Genomic DNA, 20,364 nt, shown 5'->3' on the forward strand with positions numbered 1-20,364 from the left:
ACTAAGATTGCCTACGCCCTAATTATACCATTAATTAACGTAATTGTCATCTGTTATTCGACATAATCCTTTGCAAATTGACATCAATGCGTGCTTCTTCTCACTTTAATCCCGATATGCACATTACTTTGACACTTTAATATGAGATTTTCGCGCGTACAACTCCGCCTTTTTCGCGTCATTGAACCGGTTGACGGTGGACAAGTAACCTGTAATCCGGCGTACTCTCCGGATCTCCGTCGACTGGCAGGAAGGACATTCCTCCTTAAAGATGCCCCGGTTGCCGCAGACCAAACACTCATCGATGGGGAAGTTAATCCCGGCGTAACCGATATCGGCCGCCGCCATGTGCCGGAGGATCTTCTCAAAAGCCTCCAGGTTGTCGATGGGCGGCGCATCAAACTCCACGTAACTGATATGGCCCGCATTGGTGAACCGGTGGTAGGAGCCCTCCAGGTTAATCTTGTCGAAACAACTGATCTCATAGTCGACCGGGACATGGAAACTGTTCGTGTAGTACTCCTTATCGGTGACACCGGGGATAACCCCGAACTGTTTACGGTCAATCGCGACAAACCGTCCGGATAGCCCTTCCGCCGGGGTGGCCAGGAGAGTATAGTTCAGATCGTACTCATCGGCCATCTCATCGACCCGCTGGCGCATATAACTGACTATCTCCAGCCCCAGTTGTTGGGCACCGATGTCTTCCCCATGGTGCGCACCGGCCAGTGCCGTTAATGTTTCGGCCAGCCCGATGAAACCGACGGAGAGGGTCCCGTGCTTGATAACCGGACCGATCGGGTCTTCCGGTTTAAGTTTTTCGGAATCAAGGTATAAGTGCTGCCCCATTAAAAACGGCATGTCTTTGACCTTCAGTTTGCTTTGGACCCGGTAGCGGTGGTAAAGTTGTCGGCAGGTCAGTACAATAATCCGGTCCAGCTCGTTATAGAAGGCCTCCAGGTTACCCTGGGCTTTGATGGCAATCCGGGGGAGATTGATCGTGGTAAAGGAGAGGTTCCCCCTTCCGGTGGAGACTTCCGCCCCGTGGCGGTTGCCAATCACCCGGGTCCGGCAGCCCATATAAGCCACTTCCGTCCCGTACGGAGCATTGAATGACGAATCCATAAAGCTGAAAGTGGGATTCAGCCGCTGCGCCGCCACCCGCATCGCCAGTTGGAAGAGGTCATAGTTGGGATCGCCCGGCTCAAAGTTAATCCCCTTCTTCACCCGGAAAATAATGTTGGGGAAGATCGGCGTCTCGCCCCGTCCCAATCCTCTCTCGTGGGCCAGGAGCAACGAACGGGTCACCAACCGGCCCTCCGGCGATGTATCGGTCCCCAAGTTGATACTGCTGAACGGCACTTGTGCTCCGGCCCGGCTGTGCATGGAGTTTAAATTATAGATCAGCGCCTCCATCGCCTGGTAAACATCATCTTCGGAGCTCCCCTGGACAAAGGGGGCCATGTCGTGGTCGAAAAAGGCAAAGGATTGGCCGCCGTGCATGTCATTCTGCGAACTTTGCAGAATAATGGCGGCTAACGCCGCAGCCGAAGTAGCCCGTTTCGGAGGGCGGATATAGCCGTGTCCGGTATTAAAACCTTCCGTGAGCAGCCGGCCCAAAGGAATCTGAATGCAAGTCAAGGTCTTACCGTAGAAATCCAGGTCATGAATATGGATATCGCCATTAATGTGGGCTTCGGAAAATTCCTCCGGGATTAAACGGTACAGGTAATACCTTTTACTGGCCGCCGATGCAATCTGCAACATCTTGGCCGAAGGCGAGTTACTGACGTTGGCATTTTCCCGGCTGGTCTCAACCAGGATCTCTTCCACCACATCCATCAGATCGGATTTGGTCTCCCGCAAGCGTGTACGGCGGTCCCGGTAAAGGATATAGGCCTTGGCCGTTTTGGCATGTCCGGTTTCGATCAAAACCTTTTCGACCGCATCCTGCACTTCTTCGACGGTCGGGATCCCGGTGGTTTTGGTTTTGGCCAGGTACTTCACGACAACCTGCGCCAATTCTTCCGCCAGTTGTTTGTCTTCGCCGCCAACCGCTTTGGCCGCTTTAAAGATCGCCTCGGTGATCTTGCTGATCTCAAAGGGCACAATCCGGCCGTCCCGTTTCTGGATCGAACGAAAGATCCGTTCCGGCGACGCGGCTGGGTTACGGAATTGAACCAGCCGGGCTTTCCCCATCTCCTTTTCCAGTTCTTCTTGGACTTTCGCCATCACAATCACCCGCTATTCCTGTTTTTTCTTCGCCCCGAGGAGGTGCTGGAGCTCACGCATGAAAATATCAAGGTCTTTAAATTGCCGATAAACCGAAGCAAAACGGACATAAGCCACTTCATCAATCTCTTTCAACCGCTCCATAATCAATTCACCAATCACACTGCTGGGCGTTTCGGTCTCATTCCGCTTCCGGATTTCTTGTTCGACTTCATCGGCAATCTTTTCAAAGGTTTCGAAGGATAACGGCCGCTTTTCACAGGCTTTGCGCAGTCCGTTAATGATCTTCTCCCGCTTAAAGGGCTCCCGCCGTCCGTCTTTTTTAATGATAATCAGGGGTTCTTCTTCAATGCGTTCATAGGTCGTAAACCGGCGTTCGCACGCCAAACACTCCCGGCGCCGTCGAATCGCCACCCCTTCTTCGGAGGCGCGGGAGTCCACCACCCTGCTTTCGGAATGATGGCAATATGGGCATCGCACTTTTTACCCCCCTTGTCATCAACGCCAGACGGCATTCACCCCTATATTTAGTGGTACTATTTATTATAACCCCCATATATTGTTTTGTCGATCCTTTTTTCCATCCCTTATTCCTTTTTTTTCCCCGCTTGGTCTGTTTTACGCTAAATTCTTATCCAAACCGAGCTTTTTCACCGTTTTCGAAACAGGCCGCCCTCAGCAATTGCTTCCGGCCAGGTATCCGGTGGAAAAGGCAATCTGGAGGTTAAAGCCGCCGGTATAGGCGTTCACGTCAATCACTTCCCCCGCAAAGTAAAGGCCTTTGACCAGCTTTGACTCCATGGTCGCCGGATTGATCTCTTTGACCGAGACGCCACCGGCGGTGACGATCGCCTCCGTAAGCGGCCGCAGCCCGACAATCTCCACTTCCAAACCTTTAAGGAGCGCCCCCAGCCGTTCCCGTTCGGCTCTGGTAATCTGGTTAACCGGTTTGTCGGGCGGAATGCCCGCCAGCGTCACAATCACCGGAATCAAAGCCCGCGGCAGGAGATCGTCGAGGGCATTATGGAAAACCCGCCGGGCATACTTGGCAAAATCCCGTTGTAGTCGCAGATCCAACTGTTCGGCGGTGAGCGCCGGTTTCAGATCGATAACCAGACGGTATTTGGTATTGGGCGCCAGATGGGTACTGGCCGAAAGCACAATAGGCCCGGAGACCCCAAAATGGGTAAAGAGCATTTCGCCAAAGTCGGTGTAGATGGTCTTGCCTTCCGTGGTCAAGACCCTGATGGCCACGTTTCTCAGGGAAAGACCCTGCACCTCCCGGACCCAGGGCGTGGCCGCTTCCAGCGGGACCAAAGCCGGTTTTAACGGGGTAATGGTATGGCCCAACGCCGCCGCCAGGCGATAACCGTCGCCGGTCGAACCCGTTTGGGGGTAGGAGCAGCCGCCGGTAGCAATAATAACCCGGCCGGCCGGGAGAAATTCGCCGCTGGCGAGTTTAACTCCGCACACCCGTCCTTCTTCGACCAGCACCGCCACCGCAACCCCGGTCATGATCCGCACCCGGGCATGGGCCAAGAACTTTTCAAAAGCCCGCAAAACATCGAGGGAACGGTCAGAGGCGGGAAAGACCCGGCCGCCCCTTTCCACTTTCGTGGGCAGGCCCCATCCCGCAAAAAAAGCGATCACATCTTGGTTCGTAAAACGGTGAAAAGCACTGTATAAGAATTTGCCGTTCACCGGAATGTTGGCAATCATCCCTTCGATGTCCGTAATGTTGGTCAGGTTACACCGGCCCTTCCCGGTAATTAAAAGCTTCCGTCCCAACCGTTTATTTTTTTCGACCAAAAGGACGGAGCGGCCTCGCTCCCCGGCGGTCCCCGCGGCCATCATGCCCGCCGGTCCACCCCCGATCACCACAACCTGATCCGCAGCCATGCCGATACCCCCCTCGTCTTATTGACGACAAACATAACCGGTTCTCTTACATTTTACCACCATTGTCCCGCAAATAACGGAACCGGACCGGAACAAAAAAAAAAAGCGCCACCTTTTGGTGGCTAACGAATTGCAACCTTTAGATTAGAGTTACCGGAAATTTTGACACCTACCCCGACTGCCGGCGTGGTCAGAGGCAGGGCGAGCCTCACCCCTCAGCTGGCGCCTGGCGTCGGAATGACGCTCTGCAAACCCTTTGCGAAAACGGACCCGCAAAGAGTTTGTACTCTGATTTTAACAGATTAGGGTCGAAACCGCAATTTAGTTACCAGCCCATAATTGGGATTTAAGGCTTGTTTCTTCCTTCTAAATCATTCTTACTTCTTTTTCCTCCATTTTTCGCCCAGTTTACCTCATTTCCCCTGTTGTAGCTGGGCCAATCGTTTGGCACACTCGGCGGCCGCCGTCCGGACCTTCTCCTCATCCCCCGCTAAAATCCTTCCTTCTTTGACCAACCACTTGCCGTTAACCATCACCGCCGCGACATCACTGCCCCGTGCCGAATAGACCAAGAGCGAGGCCGGGTTGAAACAGGGGGTTAAATGGTTCTGCTCCAGATCAATCATGATCAAATCCGCCTTCTTCCCCGGCTCCAGGCTGCCGATCTGGTCGCCCAAACCCAGAGCGCGGGCACCGTCGATCGTCGCCATCTTTAAAGCGGTCTCCGCCGGTAGAACCGTGGGGTCATTGTTGGCCACTTTTTGCAAGAGAGAGGCGGTTCGCATCTCGGTGAACATGTCAAGGCGGTTGTTGCTGGCCGCGCCGTCGGTCCCGAGACTGACCGTTATCCCGGCTTTGAGCAGCTGTGCCACCGGGGCAATACCACTGGCCAGTTTCATGTTGCTGGATGGGTTGTGGGCCACCGCCACCTTTTGTTTGGCCAGATAAGAGATCTCCCCTTCATCCAACCATACGCCATGGGCCATCAAGACCGGACGGGAAAAAAGCCCGTGTTCTGCCAAGTAGGCAACAGGACGCTTCCCGTAGTTTTTCCCAATCTCCTCCAGTTCATCCCGGGTTTCCGCCACATGGATATGGAGGGACAACTGATAATGCCGGGCCGCGGTGACTATCTGCCGGAGGGCCGCCGGCGATAAAGTATAGGGTGCATGGGGTCCCAACATGGCGGTAATCCGCCCGTCCGCCTTTCCTTTCCATTTCTTCGCCTGTTCAATCGCCTCTTCCAGCTTTGTTTCGACTTCCGCGTCGGAGCCGAGAAGTCCGCGGGACAACACGGCCCGGATCCCCGACTCGGCAACCGCTTCCGCCACTTCATCCATGAAAAAATACTGATCGGCAAAAGTAGTCGTCCCCGAACACAACATCTCATTGATGGCCAGTCGGGTTCCGTAGTAAACATCTTCGGCGGTTAAGTTTGCCTCCAGGGGCCAGATTTTCTCCTGTAGCCAGGTGTACAGGGGGTAATCATCCCCCAGACTCCGGAACAGCACCATCGCCGCATGGGTATGGGTATTGACCAATCCGGGCAAGACCAATTTCGTCCGCGCGTCCGTCACCACATCGGCATCGGCCGCCACTCCATCCTGCCAGGGACCGACTTCGACAATTTTATCGTCAACAATCTTCACATAGGCATCGGGGATCGGCTCAGCCCCTTCGGCCATGGTGAGGAGCCATGCACAGTGAATTACCTCCGTTGGCATCACGCCACTCCTTTCTGTCCTACCTTACCAACTATTAAGGTATCGCTTCTGATCCTCGGTTAATGTATCGATCTTCACCCCATTGGCCTCCAAAGCCAACTGGGCTACCAAGTGATCAATCTTCTGCGGAACCTGATAAACTCCTGCCGCCAGTCCTCCTTCTTTCTCGGCGTCGATCAAGTGCAGCAGGGACAAAATCTGTAAGGCAAAAGAGAGGTCCATAATTTCGGCAGGGTGACCGTCGCCGGCCGCCAGGTTGACCAAACGCCCTTCAGCCAGCAGGTACAAGCAGCGTCCGTCTTTTAAATGATAGGCCGTGATGTTTGGACGGGCTGCGGTGACCGCCGTTGCCATCTGCGCCAGGTCTTCCTTGTTGAACTCCACATCAAAATGGCCCGCATTCGCCAGAATTGCCCCGTCTTTCATCAGTGCAAAATGAGTCCCGGTAAAAACGTCTTTGCACCCGGTCACCGCGATGAACAGATCGCCGAGCCGGGCGGCTTCCAAAGCCGGCATCACCGTATAGCCATCCATTAAGGCCTCCAAAGCCCTGACCGGATCAACCTCGCAAATAATAACCCGGGCCCCCAAGCCTTTCGCCCGGAGAGCAACGCCCCGTCCACACCAACCGTAACCCGCCACCACCACCGTTTTCCCGGCTACCACCAGGTTGGTGGTGCGCATGATCCCGTCCCAGGTCGACTGGCCGGTTCCATAGCGGTTGTCAAAAAGGTGTTTGCACAGGGCATCGTTAACCGCGATCATCGGAAATGCCAGTTGTTTTTGTTCCGCCATCGCCCGGAGGCGATGCACACCGGTGGTCGTCTCTTCACAACCGCCTTTGACGAAGGGAAGCAGCTCCCGCAGGTGGGTGTGGAGGAGGTTCACCAGGTCGCCCCCGTCATCAATGATATACTCCGGCTTGTGTTGCAAGGTGGCGGCCAGGTGGGCGAAATATTCTTCGTTCGTCGCCCCGTGCCAGGCAAAAACCGGGATCCCCCGGCGCACCAAAGCCGCTGCCACGTCGTCTTGGGTGGACAAAGGATTACTGCCCGTCACGGCCAGTTCCGCGCCCAATTCCTTCAGGGTCAAGGCCAAATAGGCCGTTTTTGCTTCCAGATGAACCGAGACCGCCACCCGGCGGCCCCTAAAAGGTTGGCCGGCCGCGTATTTCGCGCGAATCCGGTTTAAAATCGGCATATGTTTACTAACCCATTCGATCTTCTGGTCCCCGGCCGGCGCCAGGTTAAGATCGCGGATCTGATTGGCTACCATCAAACCACTCCTTCCCGGTCATATCTTTTATTTCCTCGATCACCCAATTATATTATTCAAAGCCCAAAAGAAATGGAGAGCAGGTAAATTTTTGGCCGAAAAAACTATTAACTTTTAAGGCCAACGCTACGATTAAATTAGTAGTCAGGGATTCCTTTTTAAACCTTTAGGTAAGCTTTTCAATCCTTGTCTCCTTGATTGAGGATGGCCAAGGTTCTATTATACCGGCGGCGAACAGCAACCGGTATTGTTGCGGTGCCGATGGTACCGGATGGATTCAAGCGAAGCGTCGATAACGGTGGTGATCAAGTGTCCTTTGGAGCAAGACTGCGCGCTTTACGCGAAGAACAAGGATTATACCAGAAAGATCTTGCAGAGAAATTAGGTCTCTCCCAGAAGACGATCAGTAATTACGAGAATAACGAAAGATTTCCCGACCAAAACACTTTACGGAAGATTGCCGATTTCTTTAATGTGTCCATCGATTTCCTTCTCGACCGCACCGATATCCGGAGCCCAATCGAGATCGTGGCCGCCCACCGCAGCGACGACCCCATCCTGGATTTACCGGAAAACGCGCGTAAATCCGTGCTCAGTTTTATAAAAATGGTCAAAGAGGAGTTGGGGATCGAAGACTGAATTTCTCTCTCCGCGAAAAACTTGGCTCCAAAAAGTGGGGGGTTGCCTTTGCCAGATGATTTAATCGCCCTCGCCAAAGAGAACAAGATAACGCTGAAGTTTTGGGAGTTCCATCCGCCGGTGGAAGCAATTTATTTTTACTACCCGGGGAAAAACCCGGTCATCGGTTTGGATTACCGGATCACAAAGGATTTAAACCATTTCCGTTGCGTCCTCGCGGAAGAACTTGGCCACTTTTTTACAACCCGGCAGGAGACGAACATCATCCACTACCACTGCCGGAACCGGATCGGCATCTACCGTGAAGAGTACCAAGCGCTGGTCTGGGCCGTCAATTATCTCATCCCCGACGATGAACTAGAAAAGGCGTATAAGCTTATGCCGCCGTGGAAACTGAAGGACTTTTTCCGGGTCGATCCGGAGTTTATGGCCTTCAAATTAAGCCTCTCCAAAGACAAGCTACTGGACTGCCTCAAACAAGTTAACCCTCAGCCGTGAATTTACTCTTCTTGCAAACCCTCATCCCCCAGGATAATCTTCCCTCCTTGGTTCCGAATAACTCCTTTCTCGGTGATCCATGCCCGCACAAAGCGGGCCGGTGTTAAATCAAAGGCCGGATTGTAGACCGTCACTCCCGCCGGGGCGATTTGGTGCCCGCGTAAGCTGGTAACCTCTTCCGCCGCCCGTTCCTCGATGGGAATCCGTTGCCCGTCAGGGAGCGTCAGGTCAAAGGTGGACAGCGGTGCCGCCACATAAAAGGGAATCCCGTGGGCGTGGGCCAAGACCGCCAACGTATAGGTGCCGATCTTGTTCACCACATCCCCATTGGCGGCAATCCGGTCCGCTCCGGTTATTACCGCCTGGATCCGTCCTTGCTGCATTAAGTAACCCGCCATATTATCGGTGATTAGGGTAACCGGGATGCCGTCTTTCATCAGCTCCCAAGTGGTCAGCCTGGCCCCTTGCAATAACGGCCTGGTTTCGCAGGCCACCACTTGGAGGCGTTTCCCCTCCTGGACGGCCGCCCGGATCACCGCCAACGCCGTCCCGTGGGCAACCGTGGCCAGCGCTCCCGCGTTGCAGATGGTCAAAACCGTCATCCCGTCGGTCAACAATGCGGCGCCATGGGCCCCCAGGCGGCGGTTGGCCTCAATATCTTCCTGGTATAAACGGAGGGCTTCCGTTTCCAATGCCGCCGCCACCGCTTCCGGGGAGCCGTCCCGGTTGGCGGCCACGACCTTTTTCATCCGGTCCAAAGCCCAAAACAGATTAACCGCCGTTGGGCGCGTCCCGGCCAGTTCGGTAAAGACCGCTTCCAATCCGGCGAAAAAATCCTCCTCTCTCTTCTGGACGAGCTCATACGCGCCCAAAACCACCCCGAAAGCCCCGGCGATACCGATGGCCGGTGCACCCCGCACCGCGAGGCGCCGGATCGCCTCGGCCACGGCCCGGTAGTCCTGGCAGGTCAGATAAACCTCCTGCTCCGGCAGCTGCGTCTGGTCCAGCAAGATTAGTGACCGCTCTTCCCACCGGAGCGTGGCAAAAGTCTCACCCAAAGTTACTCCCCCTCAAAGAACCGGTCGACCTTGGGAAAGGCCTGCAGGCAACGGCAGTTTCTCTCCGGAGGCAGGGCGACCAGAACACGCATCAGGAGTTGTTTCAAGCGCGCGTTATTCTCGGCCATCAAGGCGACCACTTCCTCGTGGGTCAACGGCCCGTCCGCGATCCCCGCCGCATAGTTGGTCACCAGCGAGATGGTGGCGTAACAGATTCCGGCTTCCCGGGCTAAAACCACCTCCGGGACATTGGTCATCCCGACCAAATCCCCACCCAGCTTGGCAAACATGCGAATCTCGGCCGGGGTCTCAAACCGCGGTCCTTCGGTGCAGACATATACCCCGTGGTCATGAGCTTTATAGCCCAACTCCGCAGCGGCCTTGAGCACCGCCCCCCGGAGCTCCGGACAATAGGGTTCCGTGTAGTCGACGTGGATCACCCCATCCGGCCCCCCTTCAAAGAACGTACTGGGCCGTCCTTTGGTAAAATCGAGGAATTGGTCGATCAGAACCATCTCCCCCGGGCGCATCTCCGGATTTAAACTCCCAACGGCAGTAGTCGCCAAAATCCGCTTCACTCCCAAACGCCGTAGTCCCCAGATGTTCGCCCGGTAATTAATCCGGTGCGGCGGCACGGTATGGCCTGCGCCGTGCCGGGGAAGAAAGGCAACTTCAACGCCGTTGTACTCGCCGACAGTCGGTCTAACCTCGCCATAGGGCGTTTGGACCTTGACCTCTCTCGTCTTGGTAAGGATCGCCGGGTCATAGACACCGGTCCCGCCGATAATTGCCACTTCCATCTTAATCGCTCCTTTCTTCTCTTCCCTCGCCCTTCTTTAAAAACAATATACTCTCTTTTTTCCCGCGGTACATAAGAAAAACCCATTAAATCGATCATTCGGGTCCGGCCTGGAAGATTCCTGCCAAAAAAGAAAACCCATTGGCATGGGTTTACGGGCAAGCCCACCTTTTACGGAAGCCGCCTCCGTTCAACAATCTCCCAGCGTAAACCGGCGCGGACCATTTTAATTTGCTCCCGCACTTTCGTCGCCTGCCAGCGGAAGTCCCGCCAGTGGTACCAAATCAGGTCCGCTTCCAGTAGGGCGGAATTTTCGTCCTGCCGCAGAACAGCAACTTGTTCCACTTCAACCAAGGGATGGGTCTGAAGGGAAGCGACCAGCGTGCGGCGTTCTTCCTTTGCTCTTATCAGGTCACTCCAGACCGCCCGGCCACCCGGCAGCCGCTCATCGGGAAAACCGGGGTCGGCCACCGTTTGGAAGAGTCCGGTTAAATCTTCCGGCCGGAACGGAACCGGAGCCGTACCGGAGGAGGAGTCTCGTCCCAACCCCCAGGCACCGAGAAAGAGGAGGAGAGAGAAAGCCAGGGCGGCCAGCCCGCACTGACGACGGTATAAACGCCAAAACAACCGGCCCCGGAGCCAGCCGAGGGCCGCCTTTTTCTTTTGTCCCATCCCAACAGGGACCCGCCGGGTTTTGGCTTCCCGCCAAACAGAAAGCAGCTCATCGGTGTCCGGCCTTTTCTCCGGTTCCACCGCCAGCAGATCTTCCAGCGCACGGGCCAGAACCGCCGGTAAGCCCGGTTGCCACCTGGCCGGCGGAATGACCAAACCTTCCTGCAGGGCGGCCGTTGGCCAGCCCCGTACTAGGAGATAAGGCAACTCCCCGGTCATGACCAGATAAGCAAGGACGCCGAAGTAAAAGAGATCCCCTTTCGGACTGAGGGGTTGCGCGCGGTAAACCTCCGGCGGATGGCAGGCTGCCAGCCCTCTTGGCAGTTGCCGTTTCGGCTGGTGCAGATAGGGGAGGAGTATAGGATCGGGCATATAGATCCCGCCCGGGCCCCAGTTAATCCGCCGCCAGTCGGGACAGCCCACGGTCACTCCCTGCCGGTGAAAGGCATGGTAGGAGCGGAGGAGGGGTACCAGGGCGGTCAATCTTTCCTCCAGTGACAACGTCGCCGCCAGGTTGGGAAAGAGGGGTTGCCCCGGGCGGGCTTCCCAACCGATGAGGGTTTGCCCCTGATAGATTACAGGGCCCTCCACCAGAAGAATGCCGTCCGTTACACCTGTTTCCCCGGCAAGCGCTTTCCGGGCCAGTGCATTACTGCGGAGGTTCCCCGCTTCTCCCCACCGCAACCGGGTGGCAACCGGTTCCCAACGTAATAACCTTTGGTCGCCGGCACTTTTGGCGTAATAAAAGGGAATCCCGTCCATATAGTTGACCGGTGTAAAGATATATTCAGCCATCGAACATCTCCTCGTGATCAGTGCTCTCTTGTTAGCATTGCCAAATCTTTCTCCATCGTATCCGGAGAATTAAAGTTGGCAAGCAGCCGGAGCGCATAATCCCGAAGAGAAAACGGCGCACCGCACAGCAAAAAACCGTCGGCCGGACCGACGGTTTTTCTTTTCTTTTTACTTCTCCAGGCGGGCCAGCAACTGTTGGCGCCGTTCTTCGAAACCGGGTTTGCCCAGCAGGGCAAACATATTCTTCTTATATTCCTCGACGCCCGGTTGGTCGAAGGGATTGACCCCCAGGAGATAACCGCTCATCCCACAGGCTTTTTCGAAGAAATAAACCAGATAACCGAAGAAGAACGGAGACAACTCCGGAATCTTCACGACCAAACAGGGAACACCGCCATCCTGGTGGGCGAGAAGAGTTCCCCGGAGCGCCTGCCGGTTCATCTCATCAACCCGTTGACCGGCGATGTAGTTTAAACCATCCGGATCGCCGGGCGCCTCCGGCAGCACTAAAGCGGACCGGTCTTGCTCCACCGCCAGGATGGTTTCAAAGAACAACCGCCGCCCCTCCTGGATGTACTGGCCCAGCGAATGCAGATCGGTGGTGAAATCAACGGCCGCCGGGAAGAGTCCTTTCCCGTCTTTGCCTTCGCTCTCCCCGAACAGCTGTTTCCACCACTCGGCAAAATAATGCAAGGCCGGTTCATAGTTGACCATTAACTCGATGCTTTTTCCCTTCTGGTAGAAGATGTAGCGCAAAGCGGCGTACAGGTAGGCCTGGTTCCGTTCCAGATCCGGTTGGGAACAGGCGTCGTAAGCCGCCGCCGCCCCGGCCAGGATCGGATCGAGGTCAATGCCCGCCGCGGCAATCGGCAAGGTCCCGACCGGTGATAAAACCGAATAGCGTCCGCCGAGGTCATCAGGGATCACGAAAGTCGTGTAGCCCTCTTCCTCCGCCAACCGCCGCAGAGCACCCCGCCGGCGGTCGGTGGTGGCATAGATCCGGGCCGCCGCCCCTTTTTTCCCGTATTTCTCCTCCGCCAATTGCTTCAGGAACCGGAAGGCCACCGCGGTCTCGGTGGTCGTCCCGGATTTCGAGATCACGTTGATACTGAACTCTTTTTCTTTTATGTAGTTTAACAACTGCTCAAGATAGGCCCCGCTTAAATGGTGGCCGACAAAGATCACTTCCGGATCGCCCACCCGGGGTGGCGTGGGGCGAAAATAGGGCTTCAGGATCTCCAACGCCGCCCGGGCACCCAGATAAGAACCGCCGATACCAGCCACTACCAATACTTCTGAGCTTTCCCTGATCCGGACGGCCGCCGCTTTAACCGCCTCCAGTTCTGCTTGGTCGATGCTGGCCGGAAGGTCGAGCCACCCCAGAAAATCATTCCCCGCGCCTTGCTTCTCCGCCATTTGCCGGTGGATGGCCTGCACCCGGGGGGCAAGCATGTCCAATTCTTCCCGCCGGAAAAATTTCAATGCTCCGCTATAATCCAGAACTACGCCCCGCTGACCCAACTTTTCACCACAACCCTTTCCGCTAGTAGTTTCTTTTCCCCGCTTGCACCGGATCTAACTTTCCCCTTGGAAGAAAACGGCAATACAGCCGGGGCCCGTATGCGTCCCGACGGTGGAAGAGATCTCGCCAATCCGGATCTCTTTGGCGTTATAAAGCGTTTTAATCTCAGCGGCCAAAGCCTCCGCTTCTTCCGCACAACGGGAGTGGCCAATGGCGATCAACTGGTTATACAACTCGCGTCCATCGGCCGCCATGATCTCCAGCAGGCGTTTGATGGCACGCCGCCGGCCCCGCGCTTTCTCCCGCGGAACAATCCGGCCTTCTTTGTTCACTTCGAGAATGGGTTTGATGTTCAAGACATCACCCATCATCGCCTGAACCCGGCTGATCCGGCCACCCTTCTGGAGGTATTCCAGGGTGTCCAGGGTAAAAACGGAGAACAAACGGGAGCGCATCCCCGTCAATTCCTTGATAATTTCGTTTTTACCCTTGCCCGCCGCCGCCATCTCCTGCGCTTTGAGCACTAACAGTCCTTGGCCCAGCGAGGCGGTGCGGGAATCGAAGACCGCAATCCGCTCCTTCTGGTCGATCTGCTCCCGGGCCATCAAGGCACTTTCGTAAGTACCGCTCAACGCGGAAGAGATCGTAATCACCACAATCTCCTGACCCGCCGCCACCGCTTCCTGCATCACCTGCAGAAAGTCGCCGGGGGTCGGTTGCGCCGTCGTCGGCAGCTTCGCCGAGGACGTCAGGAGCCGGTAAAACTCCTCACGGCCTAGGTCAAACCCGTCCCGATAGGACCGGTCGGGAAAATTAATGGTCATCGGGACAACGCCAATCCCCTCGGTCGCTAGGAAATCCATGGTTAGATCACAAGCGGTGTCGGTTAATATTTTAACTTTATTCATTAAATCCCTCCTTCGTTTACCAAAAAGATACGTTTACTTTTATTTGACGTGACGGCCACCGAAAAGTTACAGCTTTTTTCGGCGCCGACTCCCCAACTTGCCTGTAAGGCCAACTTGCCAGTAAGGATGCCCAATTAAGAACCGGGGAACAGTCCCTTGCGTAATCCCGCAAAAAGGTCAAGCCAAAGACTTTCCACATACGGCAGATCCGCCCCGCTGGCCAACAAAATGCTTAAAAACAAGCCCAAAAGCATCAGCAGGGTAAAGACCGCCAGTTCCCGCCAGTACTCTTCGGCCACTAAACCACGGGCTTCGGAGAGGAAGATCCCGACAAAGATCAACACGATAAGGACGATCATGACACCGTCTCCTGCCGTGCACCGCCCCGCAGGAAAGATACCCCTAAGGTAAGCAGGGGCAGGAAAAGAGAGAAAATGAGACTGAAGAAGGGTTGCACAAATTTTATGTACTCCAGATGAAGGCTGATACTGGGGTAAAGTTGCTGGGCAATAAATAAGATCATAATCCCCAACGGAAAGACCAGCGGCCGGTAGGTGCGTAAGTTAAATACCTGGGCGGTCCCCACCGCCAGGATATATAAACAAAGCATGATTTTGATGAAACCCATCGTCAAAAAGTTGAGCAGCGGGATTAGTTCCAACCGCGTAAAGACCTGTCCAATGTTGATCATCCGGTAAAATTCGTAGGTGGGAAAGACAAAAAGCTCGCCGGTTTTCCCCAGAACGCCGACGGCCAAAAATTGAAGCAGGCTCAAAAGACCGCCGGCGGCCAGCATCCCCCAGAAAATCGCCGTCCTCACCTTCTGCGGCCGGTTGACCTGGGGCAAAAGCATTAAAAAGACCACATTCTGGCCAAAGGGAAAAAGGGAAATGCCCAGCGTGTTCCATAACACCGTCGGCAGCGGCAGGTTAAAAAGGGGCAAAAGGTTCTCCAGTTCGAAGATATTAAGGACCAGGAAAACGGAGAGCAGGATCAACCCCACGGTCGCCAGGAGCAAAGGTTCGTTGCACCGGGCGATGACTTCCAGTCCGCGGCGGCAACCATAAACCACTGTGATTACCCAGGGAATCACCAGAGCCAGGACCGGGGTGGCGGTAAAGACGCTCGTCTTCAGCAGGGTGACGAAGACCGCCAGGGCGTTCGCGCCGATCTGCAAGAAAAACCACATAAACAGGAGGGAAAACAGGCGGCCGATTACTGGCCCGTAAACGATCTCGTGAACCTCAAAGAGGGTTTTCCCCGGATAACGACGGAAAAGGAACAGGCAAAGATAGGCAAAGACCAAGGACTGTCCCATGGCGAGCAGAATAAGCAACCATAGGTTTTGCCAAGCATCAATCCCCGACGGTAGCACAATCCAACTGCCAATGGTAAAACTCATCACCAGAAAAGTTAATTGCCGGGGTGAGATCTGTTCTTTTGTCACGCGGGCTCCTCCTTTGGTCTTTTATTTCAGCGCCGGTCTGGTAATCAGGCCCAGTTTATCCAGGGTCGCCTTCACCTTGATTTCGACGGTCGCCGCCACAAAGTGCCGCTCCCAGTCCGCCGACAACCGCTGCCAGACGCGGTAGTCATGGCTGAAGAGATACCGGCCAAAACCAAAAATATCCGCCTTATATTCCCGTGCTTTTACCAGAGCCGCTTCGATCTCTCCTTTGATTGTTTCCTCCTGCTGTTTTTCCAACTCTTCGAACCGGTCCGGAGCGAAGAGGTCGGCGGTGGTGGTTTGGGTACCAAGCCCGGCCCGGACCCGCACTTCAATTTTCACGTGTACCTTATCCGCTTTCGCCTCAACCTTCACCTTGGAAGACGAATTATAGATTTCCATAGTGGCTTTGCCCTTTTCCCCGGGAACTTCAACGGTGACCAAACCCCCTCGTACTTCACCAAGGACCCATAGTAAACCCCGCGTTTCCCTCGGGTCCAAGTAGCCGACCAGTTTATCCCCCTTAATGACCCCGCTCCCATCGAGCACAAACTCCTTTTTCCCCGCGTTCTCTATTGTTTTGATAATGGGCAAGGTATTGTCGGCGGTTTTGGCCATGGTCAACCTCACATATTCCGCCAGTCGAACCGGTCGGATTTTGGAAGTTACATGATACTGTTGTAACAGGTCGGAGATGGCCTGGCTCGAGACCCGCTCCAGCCCCGCCGAGGCATCAAAGATCTGGACCGGATCTTCGGGGGTGAGCAACAACCACTGGGTAAAACGGGGTTCATGGTCACGGGTGAAAAAATCCATGATGGACGTCAGCCCTTCCCGGGCCACCGCTTCATTGACCACAATCACCTGGCAATGGGATAAGAAAAGGCGGCGGCTGCTTTGAAACGTGGCGTTACGGATCGCCTCAAAAACCGTCGGCCCGCTGGAGCGCAGAATCCAAAAGGGCCGGAGATCCTGCCCGCCGCCGGTGCCGCCCGGGTTATAGATCTGCGCCGCCCGCACAATTTGGTAGGAAACTTCATAACCATCCCCCTCCGGCGGGCGGTTGACCCCAATCCCAAGGACAACCGCTAAATTCTCCAATTCCCGCCTGTCCCAACAGCCACTGACGAAAACCACTATCACCAGGAGTAATAGCCAGAGTCTTTTGGTCAATTGTCGCTTCCGGTCTCCTTCACCCGTCATCTTCGGCCTCCTCATCCTCACCCTTTTCTTCCTGGTCCGGAACATAGCCAAAGGGTTGGCGCTGCGGTTGCGGCCAACCAATCAAGCGGGGGCGGGTCCACAGCGCCCAAACGGGCGCCCTTACCAACACATCTTTCAGATCGGCGGGAATGACCGGCATCAACGGGGCCATGTAGGGGACACCGAAGGAACGCAAAGCAGCCAGGTGGAGGAGGGTAAAAAGCACCCCGGTCAAAATTCCGTAAGCCCCCAGCACCCCGGCGAGAATCGTATAGATTAAGCGGAGGTAGATCCCGGGTCCCAATAACCCCGGCACCACGAAAGTGGTGATCGCGGTCAAAGCGATGACAATGATCGTAGGTGCCCCCACCAGTCCGGCGGTGACCGCCGCCTCGCCGATGACCAGTGCCCCCACGATACTGATGGTCTGTCCAAACGGTCTGGCCAGGCGCACCCCGGCTTCGCGGAGAATCTCAAAGACCAACCCCATCATGACCATCTCGACAACCAAGGGGAAGGGGGTTCCTTCCGTCGCCGTCGTTAGGGTGAGCAGAAGCGGTGTCGGAATCAATTCCTGGTGGTAAGAGCCTAAAGCGACGAAAAACGCCGGGGCCAGTACCGCAATGGAAAAAGAGAGGTAGCGGAACCAACGGACCATGGTGGCGTATTGATAGGGGAAATTATAGTCATCCGGGCTTTGGAAAAACTCCACGAATAAAGCGGGTACTGTAGTGACCACCGGTGTCCCGTCGACAAAGATGGCCACCCGCCCTTCCAAAAGTTTCGCCGCCGCCACATCCGGCCGTTCCGTCGAGGCGATGGTCGGAAAGAGGGAGTAGGGGGCGTCGGTAATAAACTCGTGAAGATAATTGGCGTCAAGAATAGAATCGATATTAATCCGCTTTAACCTGGTTCTAACCTCTTCGACCAGTTTCTGGTTGACCACTCCTTTCAGGTAGGCAATGGCGACGGTGGTCTGCGTCCGCTGCCCCAGCTTCAGTTCTTCAATATGGAGCCCGGCTGTGGCAATCTTCCGCCGCAGGAGCGCGGTGTTGGTCCGGAGGTTCTCGGTAAACCCTTCATGAGGCCCTAAGATAATCTGCTCCGCTTCCGGCTCCCGGATTGCCCTTTTTTCCCATCCCTTCGTGGACAGAACCAATGCTTCGCCTCGGCCGTCAACCAGGAGGATGGTATTTCCGGTTAAAAGGGCTTGCACCGTTTGGCGAAAATTCGTCTCCCGCTGGATTTCACCGACCGCCAGCAAGTTTTCAGCCAGATAGGCCAGGAGATCAATCTCCCCTGGGCCTTTTTCCCAATTGCCATCGTTCAAAAGCGGAAGCAAAACATCCCGGTTGACGACCTGCGGATCAACCAGACCGTCAATGAAAAGCAAAGCCCCGGTCCTTCCCGGTCTGGGCCCCAACGTTAAACGCCGGACGATCAGATCCGGACTCTTCCCCAGTTCCTGGAAAAAAGCAGTCAGGTTCGCTTCCAGGCTTGGGCTTAAATCCCGGTACGACCGCGAAGACGGTGCCCTTTTCCGGTGATGGGCAAGGCGCAACTTCCGCCAGAGCATCTCAAACATCGTCTTCCCCCTTATTTGATCTTAGTATGGGCGGTAACTTGGCAAACTAACCGGCAGGGAGGAGGGCAAAAAGAAAAACCCCCACCGGGGTTTTTGAACGTTATCTTCTTCCTCTTTCGTCAGGAACCGTGTCCCATATATTAAAAAGATCCGGTCTCGCCACGAACCGGATCTTTTCGGTCTTTTCTTTATCCTAAAACCCGTAATCCCTTTTGGACCAGCTCAAACAGGAGCGGTAGGAAGATGGCTGGGAGGAAGTCCCCCACTTTTATTTTACCGATCTCCAAGAGATTGAAGCCGATCGCCATGATCAAGATCCCGCCCAGCAGCGACATCTGACTAAGCACTTCCGGGCTCATCGCCGTTTTAACCAAGCCGGCCAGAATGGTCAGGGTACCCTGGTACAGAAAGACCGAAACCGCGGAAAAAAGCACACCCGGTCCCAGACTGGCCCCAAAAATGACGGCACTGATCCCGTCCAGAATGGATTTGGAAAGCAGGATCTCGATCTTGCCGGTTAAGCCGTCTTCCAGGGCACCGACCACGGCCATTGCTCCGACACAATAAACCAGACTGGCGGTGATGAAGCCCCGCGCAAAATTACCACCAAGCCTGCTAAACTTCCGCTCCAAACGTTTTCCCAACCGCTCCAACCGTTCTTCGATCCGGAAACCGGTCCCGATCATCCCGCCCACCACTAAACAACAGATCATCAGCATTGTAAAACGGCGCTCCAAACCGCCTGCCGCCGTGATCTGAAAAAGCTCCTGCAAAGCACCGGACAGGCCAAGCATCACCACGGCCAAGCCGATTCCTTGCATAATCGTTTGCTTCATCCGCTCCGGGATCCCGTTTTTGAGTAAGAGCCCGCCGCCGGCCCCGACCATAATAGCGATCACATTAATGATTGTTCCTTTTCCGATCATTACCCAGCCTCCGTTTTTGTTGCTTTGGCTTGTATCTGGTTCCACTTTAAAACGAGAAAACCGGAAACCAAAACCGGCTTCCGGAAGATAGGTAAGAACAAACACCGCTTTCCTGACCTTTATCCGGCCGCCGGGTAGTGAACCGCGGTGATCCGGTAGTAAAAGGTACCCCCCGGGGCTTCCACCTGCACTTCATCCCCAATCGCCTTTAAAAACAGGGCTTTTCCCACCGGCGAAAGGGGGGAGATGCCGTTTTCGCCCGGCAGTTCGCCAAGGGGAGAAATAAGTTGAAAAGCCATTTTTTCGTTGGTTTTTAGGTCTACCACTTCAACACGACTACCAATAATCACCAGAGGGAAAGCCCCCGGGTTGTTCAGTAAGTGTGCTTCTTGAACGAGACCTTCCAGCTTTTTTATGTATTCCGCCACGATCGCTTCGACTTTCTCCCGTTCCGGAGAAGCGGGGAAAAATTCCTCAATAAAACCGGCACTTTGCTCTTCCACCGCTACCAAGTGCGCGACTAAAGCTTCTCTAATCTCGTCCAACAAGACACTTTTGCCCATCACCTTTCCTCCTTAAATTCATATATACTGATTATCCTTGCCAATGGATAAGTCCTCCCGGACCAGTTATTCTTCTTTAAATGCCAAACTGCCAAAGACCACATTCACCTCGACCAGGATCCTGCCACTGTTCTCCGTCGGCTCGCCCGCCCGGTAAGTATACTCACCCATGGTAATCTGATTACCGTCGGGCAGCCTCACTCCCGAAAAGGCCGCATTAACCTTGATGGTGAGCGGCATATCCCGTTTCATCTTGAGCACGCCTTCCCCAAAAACCACATTAACCGTAATGCGCTGGCCTTGGGGCTGAGACGGGAGGGTGGTCAGATCAAGGAGCCCACGCCCGAAAATCACGTTGTACTCACCCTGTTTGTCCAGGACAAAATCCCGGTTGTCGAAGAGCACGGTGTTTTTTTCGCCCCGCCAGGGCGACCCGTTAAATAACATACTCAGGCCGATATAAATAAGCAAAAGTGCAAACCCGATTCGAAACAAAGAGACGTTGATATGGAAAACTGTTTTGAAGACCGCGAACAAACCAAGGATAATTAGGAAAACACCCCAAAACACACCGTTTAAAGACATACTAACTCTCATCTCCTTTCACCTCCTGATTGCG

General features: G+C 55.0%; 19 protein-coding genes. 2 read left to right on the plus strand and 17 right to left on the minus strand.

Going from position 1 to position 20,364, the window contains the following annotated elements; translation table 11 throughout:
• Window positions 1-123: 123 nt before the first annotated feature.
• The 5 genes from nrdD to G5B42_RS06065 all read right to left on the minus strand — a co-directional run bounded on the left by nrdD (window position 124) and on the right by G5B42_RS06065 (window position 7,130).
• A complete protein-coding gene (nrdD, locus tag G5B42_RS06045) occupies window positions 124-2,145 on the minus strand; it encodes an anaerobic ribonucleoside-triphosphate reductase (RefSeq protein ID WP_181339688.1) in 2,022 nt (673 codons plus the stop codon).
• Between the two features lie 99 nt (window positions 2,146-2,244).
• Window positions 2,245-2,712 carry a transcriptional regulator NrdR gene (gene nrdR / locus G5B42_RS06050; protein ID WP_181339561.1) on the minus strand — a complete coding sequence of 156 codons (468 nt, stop codon included), beginning with the start codon at window positions 2,710-2,712 and terminating at the stop codon, window positions 2,245-2,247.
• A 195-nt stretch (window positions 2,713-2,907) separates the two neighbouring features.
• Window positions 2,908-4,131, minus strand: a complete 1,224-nt coding sequence (locus tag G5B42_RS06055; RefSeq protein ID WP_181339562.1) for a BaiN/RdsA family NAD(P)/FAD-dependent oxidoreductase — start codon at window positions 4,129-4,131, stop codon at window positions 2,908-2,910.
• Window positions 4,132-4,544: 413 nt separating this feature from the next.
• On the minus strand, window positions 4,545-5,855 hold the full coding sequence (locus G5B42_RS06060; protein ID WP_181339563.1) for an amidohydrolase: 1,311 nt from the start codon (window positions 5,853-5,855) through the stop codon (window positions 4,545-4,547).
• Window positions 5,856-5,879: 24 nt separating this feature from the next.
• Complete coding sequence (locus G5B42_RS06065) at window positions 5,880-7,130, minus strand: adenosylhomocysteinase (RefSeq protein ID WP_181339564.1); 1,251 nt, start codon at window positions 7,128-7,130, stop codon at window positions 5,880-5,882.
• Window positions 7,131-7,391: 261 nt separating this feature from the next.
• Between G5B42_RS06065 and G5B42_RS06070 the strand changes: the two genes are divergently transcribed.
• Window positions 7,392-7,769 (plus strand): helix-turn-helix domain-containing protein, encoded by a 378-nt coding sequence (locus G5B42_RS06070; protein ID WP_181339689.1) that lies wholly within the window; start codon window positions 7,392-7,394, stop codon window positions 7,767-7,769.
• A gap of 48 nt (window positions 7,770-7,817) precedes the next feature.
• Window positions 7,818-8,267 (plus strand): ImmA/IrrE family metallo-endopeptidase, encoded by a 450-nt coding sequence (locus G5B42_RS06075; protein ID WP_181339565.1) that lies wholly within the window; start codon window positions 7,818-7,820, stop codon window positions 8,265-8,267.
• Between the two features lie 2 nt (window positions 8,268-8,269).
• On the opposite strand, the gene mtnA is transcribed toward G5B42_RS06075, so the two are convergent.
• The 12 genes from mtnA to G5B42_RS06135 all read right to left on the minus strand — a co-directional run bounded on the left by mtnA (window position 8,270) and on the right by G5B42_RS06135 (window position 20,342).
• The gene (gene mtnA / locus G5B42_RS06080; RefSeq protein ID WP_181339566.1) at window positions 8,270-9,325 is read right to left on the minus strand and encodes an S-methyl-5-thioribose-1-phosphate isomerase; all 1,056 of its coding nucleotides are present in this window, start codon (window positions 9,323-9,325) and stop codon (window positions 8,270-8,272) included.
• Window positions 9,326-9,327: 2 nt separating this feature from the next.
• Window positions 9,328-10,125 carry an S-methyl-5'-thioadenosine phosphorylase gene (mtnP, locus tag G5B42_RS06085; protein ID WP_181339567.1) on the minus strand — a complete coding sequence of 266 codons (798 nt, stop codon included), beginning with the start codon at window positions 10,123-10,125 and terminating at the stop codon, window positions 9,328-9,330.
• Window positions 10,126-10,295: 170 nt separating this feature from the next.
• A complete protein-coding gene (locus G5B42_RS06090) occupies window positions 10,296-11,591 on the minus strand; it encodes a serine/threonine-protein kinase (protein WP_181339568.1) in 1,296 nt (431 codons plus the stop codon).
• Between the two features lie 168 nt (window positions 11,592-11,759).
• On the minus strand, window positions 11,760-13,112 hold the full coding sequence (locus G5B42_RS06095; protein ID WP_181339569.1) for a glucose-6-phosphate isomerase: 1,353 nt from the start codon (window positions 13,110-13,112) through the stop codon (window positions 11,760-11,762).
• Window positions 13,113-13,166: 54 nt separating this feature from the next.
• Window positions 13,167-14,021 carry a DegV family protein gene (locus G5B42_RS06100; RefSeq protein ID WP_181339570.1) on the minus strand — a complete coding sequence of 285 codons (855 nt, stop codon included), beginning with the start codon at window positions 14,019-14,021 and terminating at the stop codon, window positions 13,167-13,169.
• A gap of 134 nt (window positions 14,022-14,155) precedes the next feature.
• Complete coding sequence (locus G5B42_RS06105; protein WP_181339571.1) at window positions 14,156-14,380, minus strand: hypothetical protein; 225 nt, start codon at window positions 14,378-14,380, stop codon at window positions 14,156-14,158.
• On the minus strand, window positions 14,377-15,468 hold the full coding sequence (locus tag G5B42_RS06110) for a GerAB/ArcD/ProY family transporter (protein ID WP_181339572.1): 1,092 nt from the start codon (window positions 15,466-15,468) through the stop codon (window positions 14,377-14,379). The genes G5B42_RS06105 and G5B42_RS06110 overlap by 4 nt, the downstream gene beginning before the upstream one ends.
• Before the next feature lie 21 nt (window positions 15,469-15,489).
• Window positions 15,490-16,671, minus strand: a complete 1,182-nt coding sequence (locus tag G5B42_RS06115; RefSeq protein WP_181339573.1) for a Ger(x)C family spore germination protein — start codon at window positions 16,669-16,671, stop codon at window positions 15,490-15,492.
• On the minus strand, window positions 16,661-18,256 hold the full coding sequence (locus tag G5B42_RS06120) for a spore germination protein (RefSeq protein WP_181339574.1): 1,596 nt from the start codon (window positions 18,254-18,256) through the stop codon (window positions 16,661-16,663). The genes G5B42_RS06115 and G5B42_RS06120 overlap by 11 nt, the downstream gene beginning before the upstream one ends.
• A 188-nt stretch (window positions 18,257-18,444) precedes the next feature.
• Entirely contained in the window at window positions 18,445-19,182 is a 738-nt protein-coding gene (locus G5B42_RS06125) for a DUF554 domain-containing protein (RefSeq protein ID WP_181339575.1), read from the minus strand.
• Window positions 19,183-19,301: 119 nt separating this feature from the next.
• Window positions 19,302-19,745, minus strand: coding sequence for a GreA/GreB family elongation factor (locus G5B42_RS06130; protein ID WP_181339576.1), 444 nt, complete (start codon window positions 19,743-19,745; stop codon window positions 19,302-19,304).
• Window positions 19,746-19,811: 66 nt separating this feature from the next.
• Window positions 19,812-20,342 carry a hypothetical protein gene (locus G5B42_RS06135; protein WP_181339577.1) on the minus strand — a complete coding sequence of 177 codons (531 nt, stop codon included), beginning with the start codon at window positions 20,340-20,342 and terminating at the stop codon, window positions 19,812-19,814.
• Window positions 20,343-20,364: the final 22 nt, after the last annotated feature.

The organism is Capillibacterium thermochitinicola (assembly GCF_013664685.1).
GTDB classification, from domain to species: Bacteria; Bacillota; UBA4882; order UBA10575; family UBA10575; genus Capillibacterium; species Capillibacterium thermochitinicola.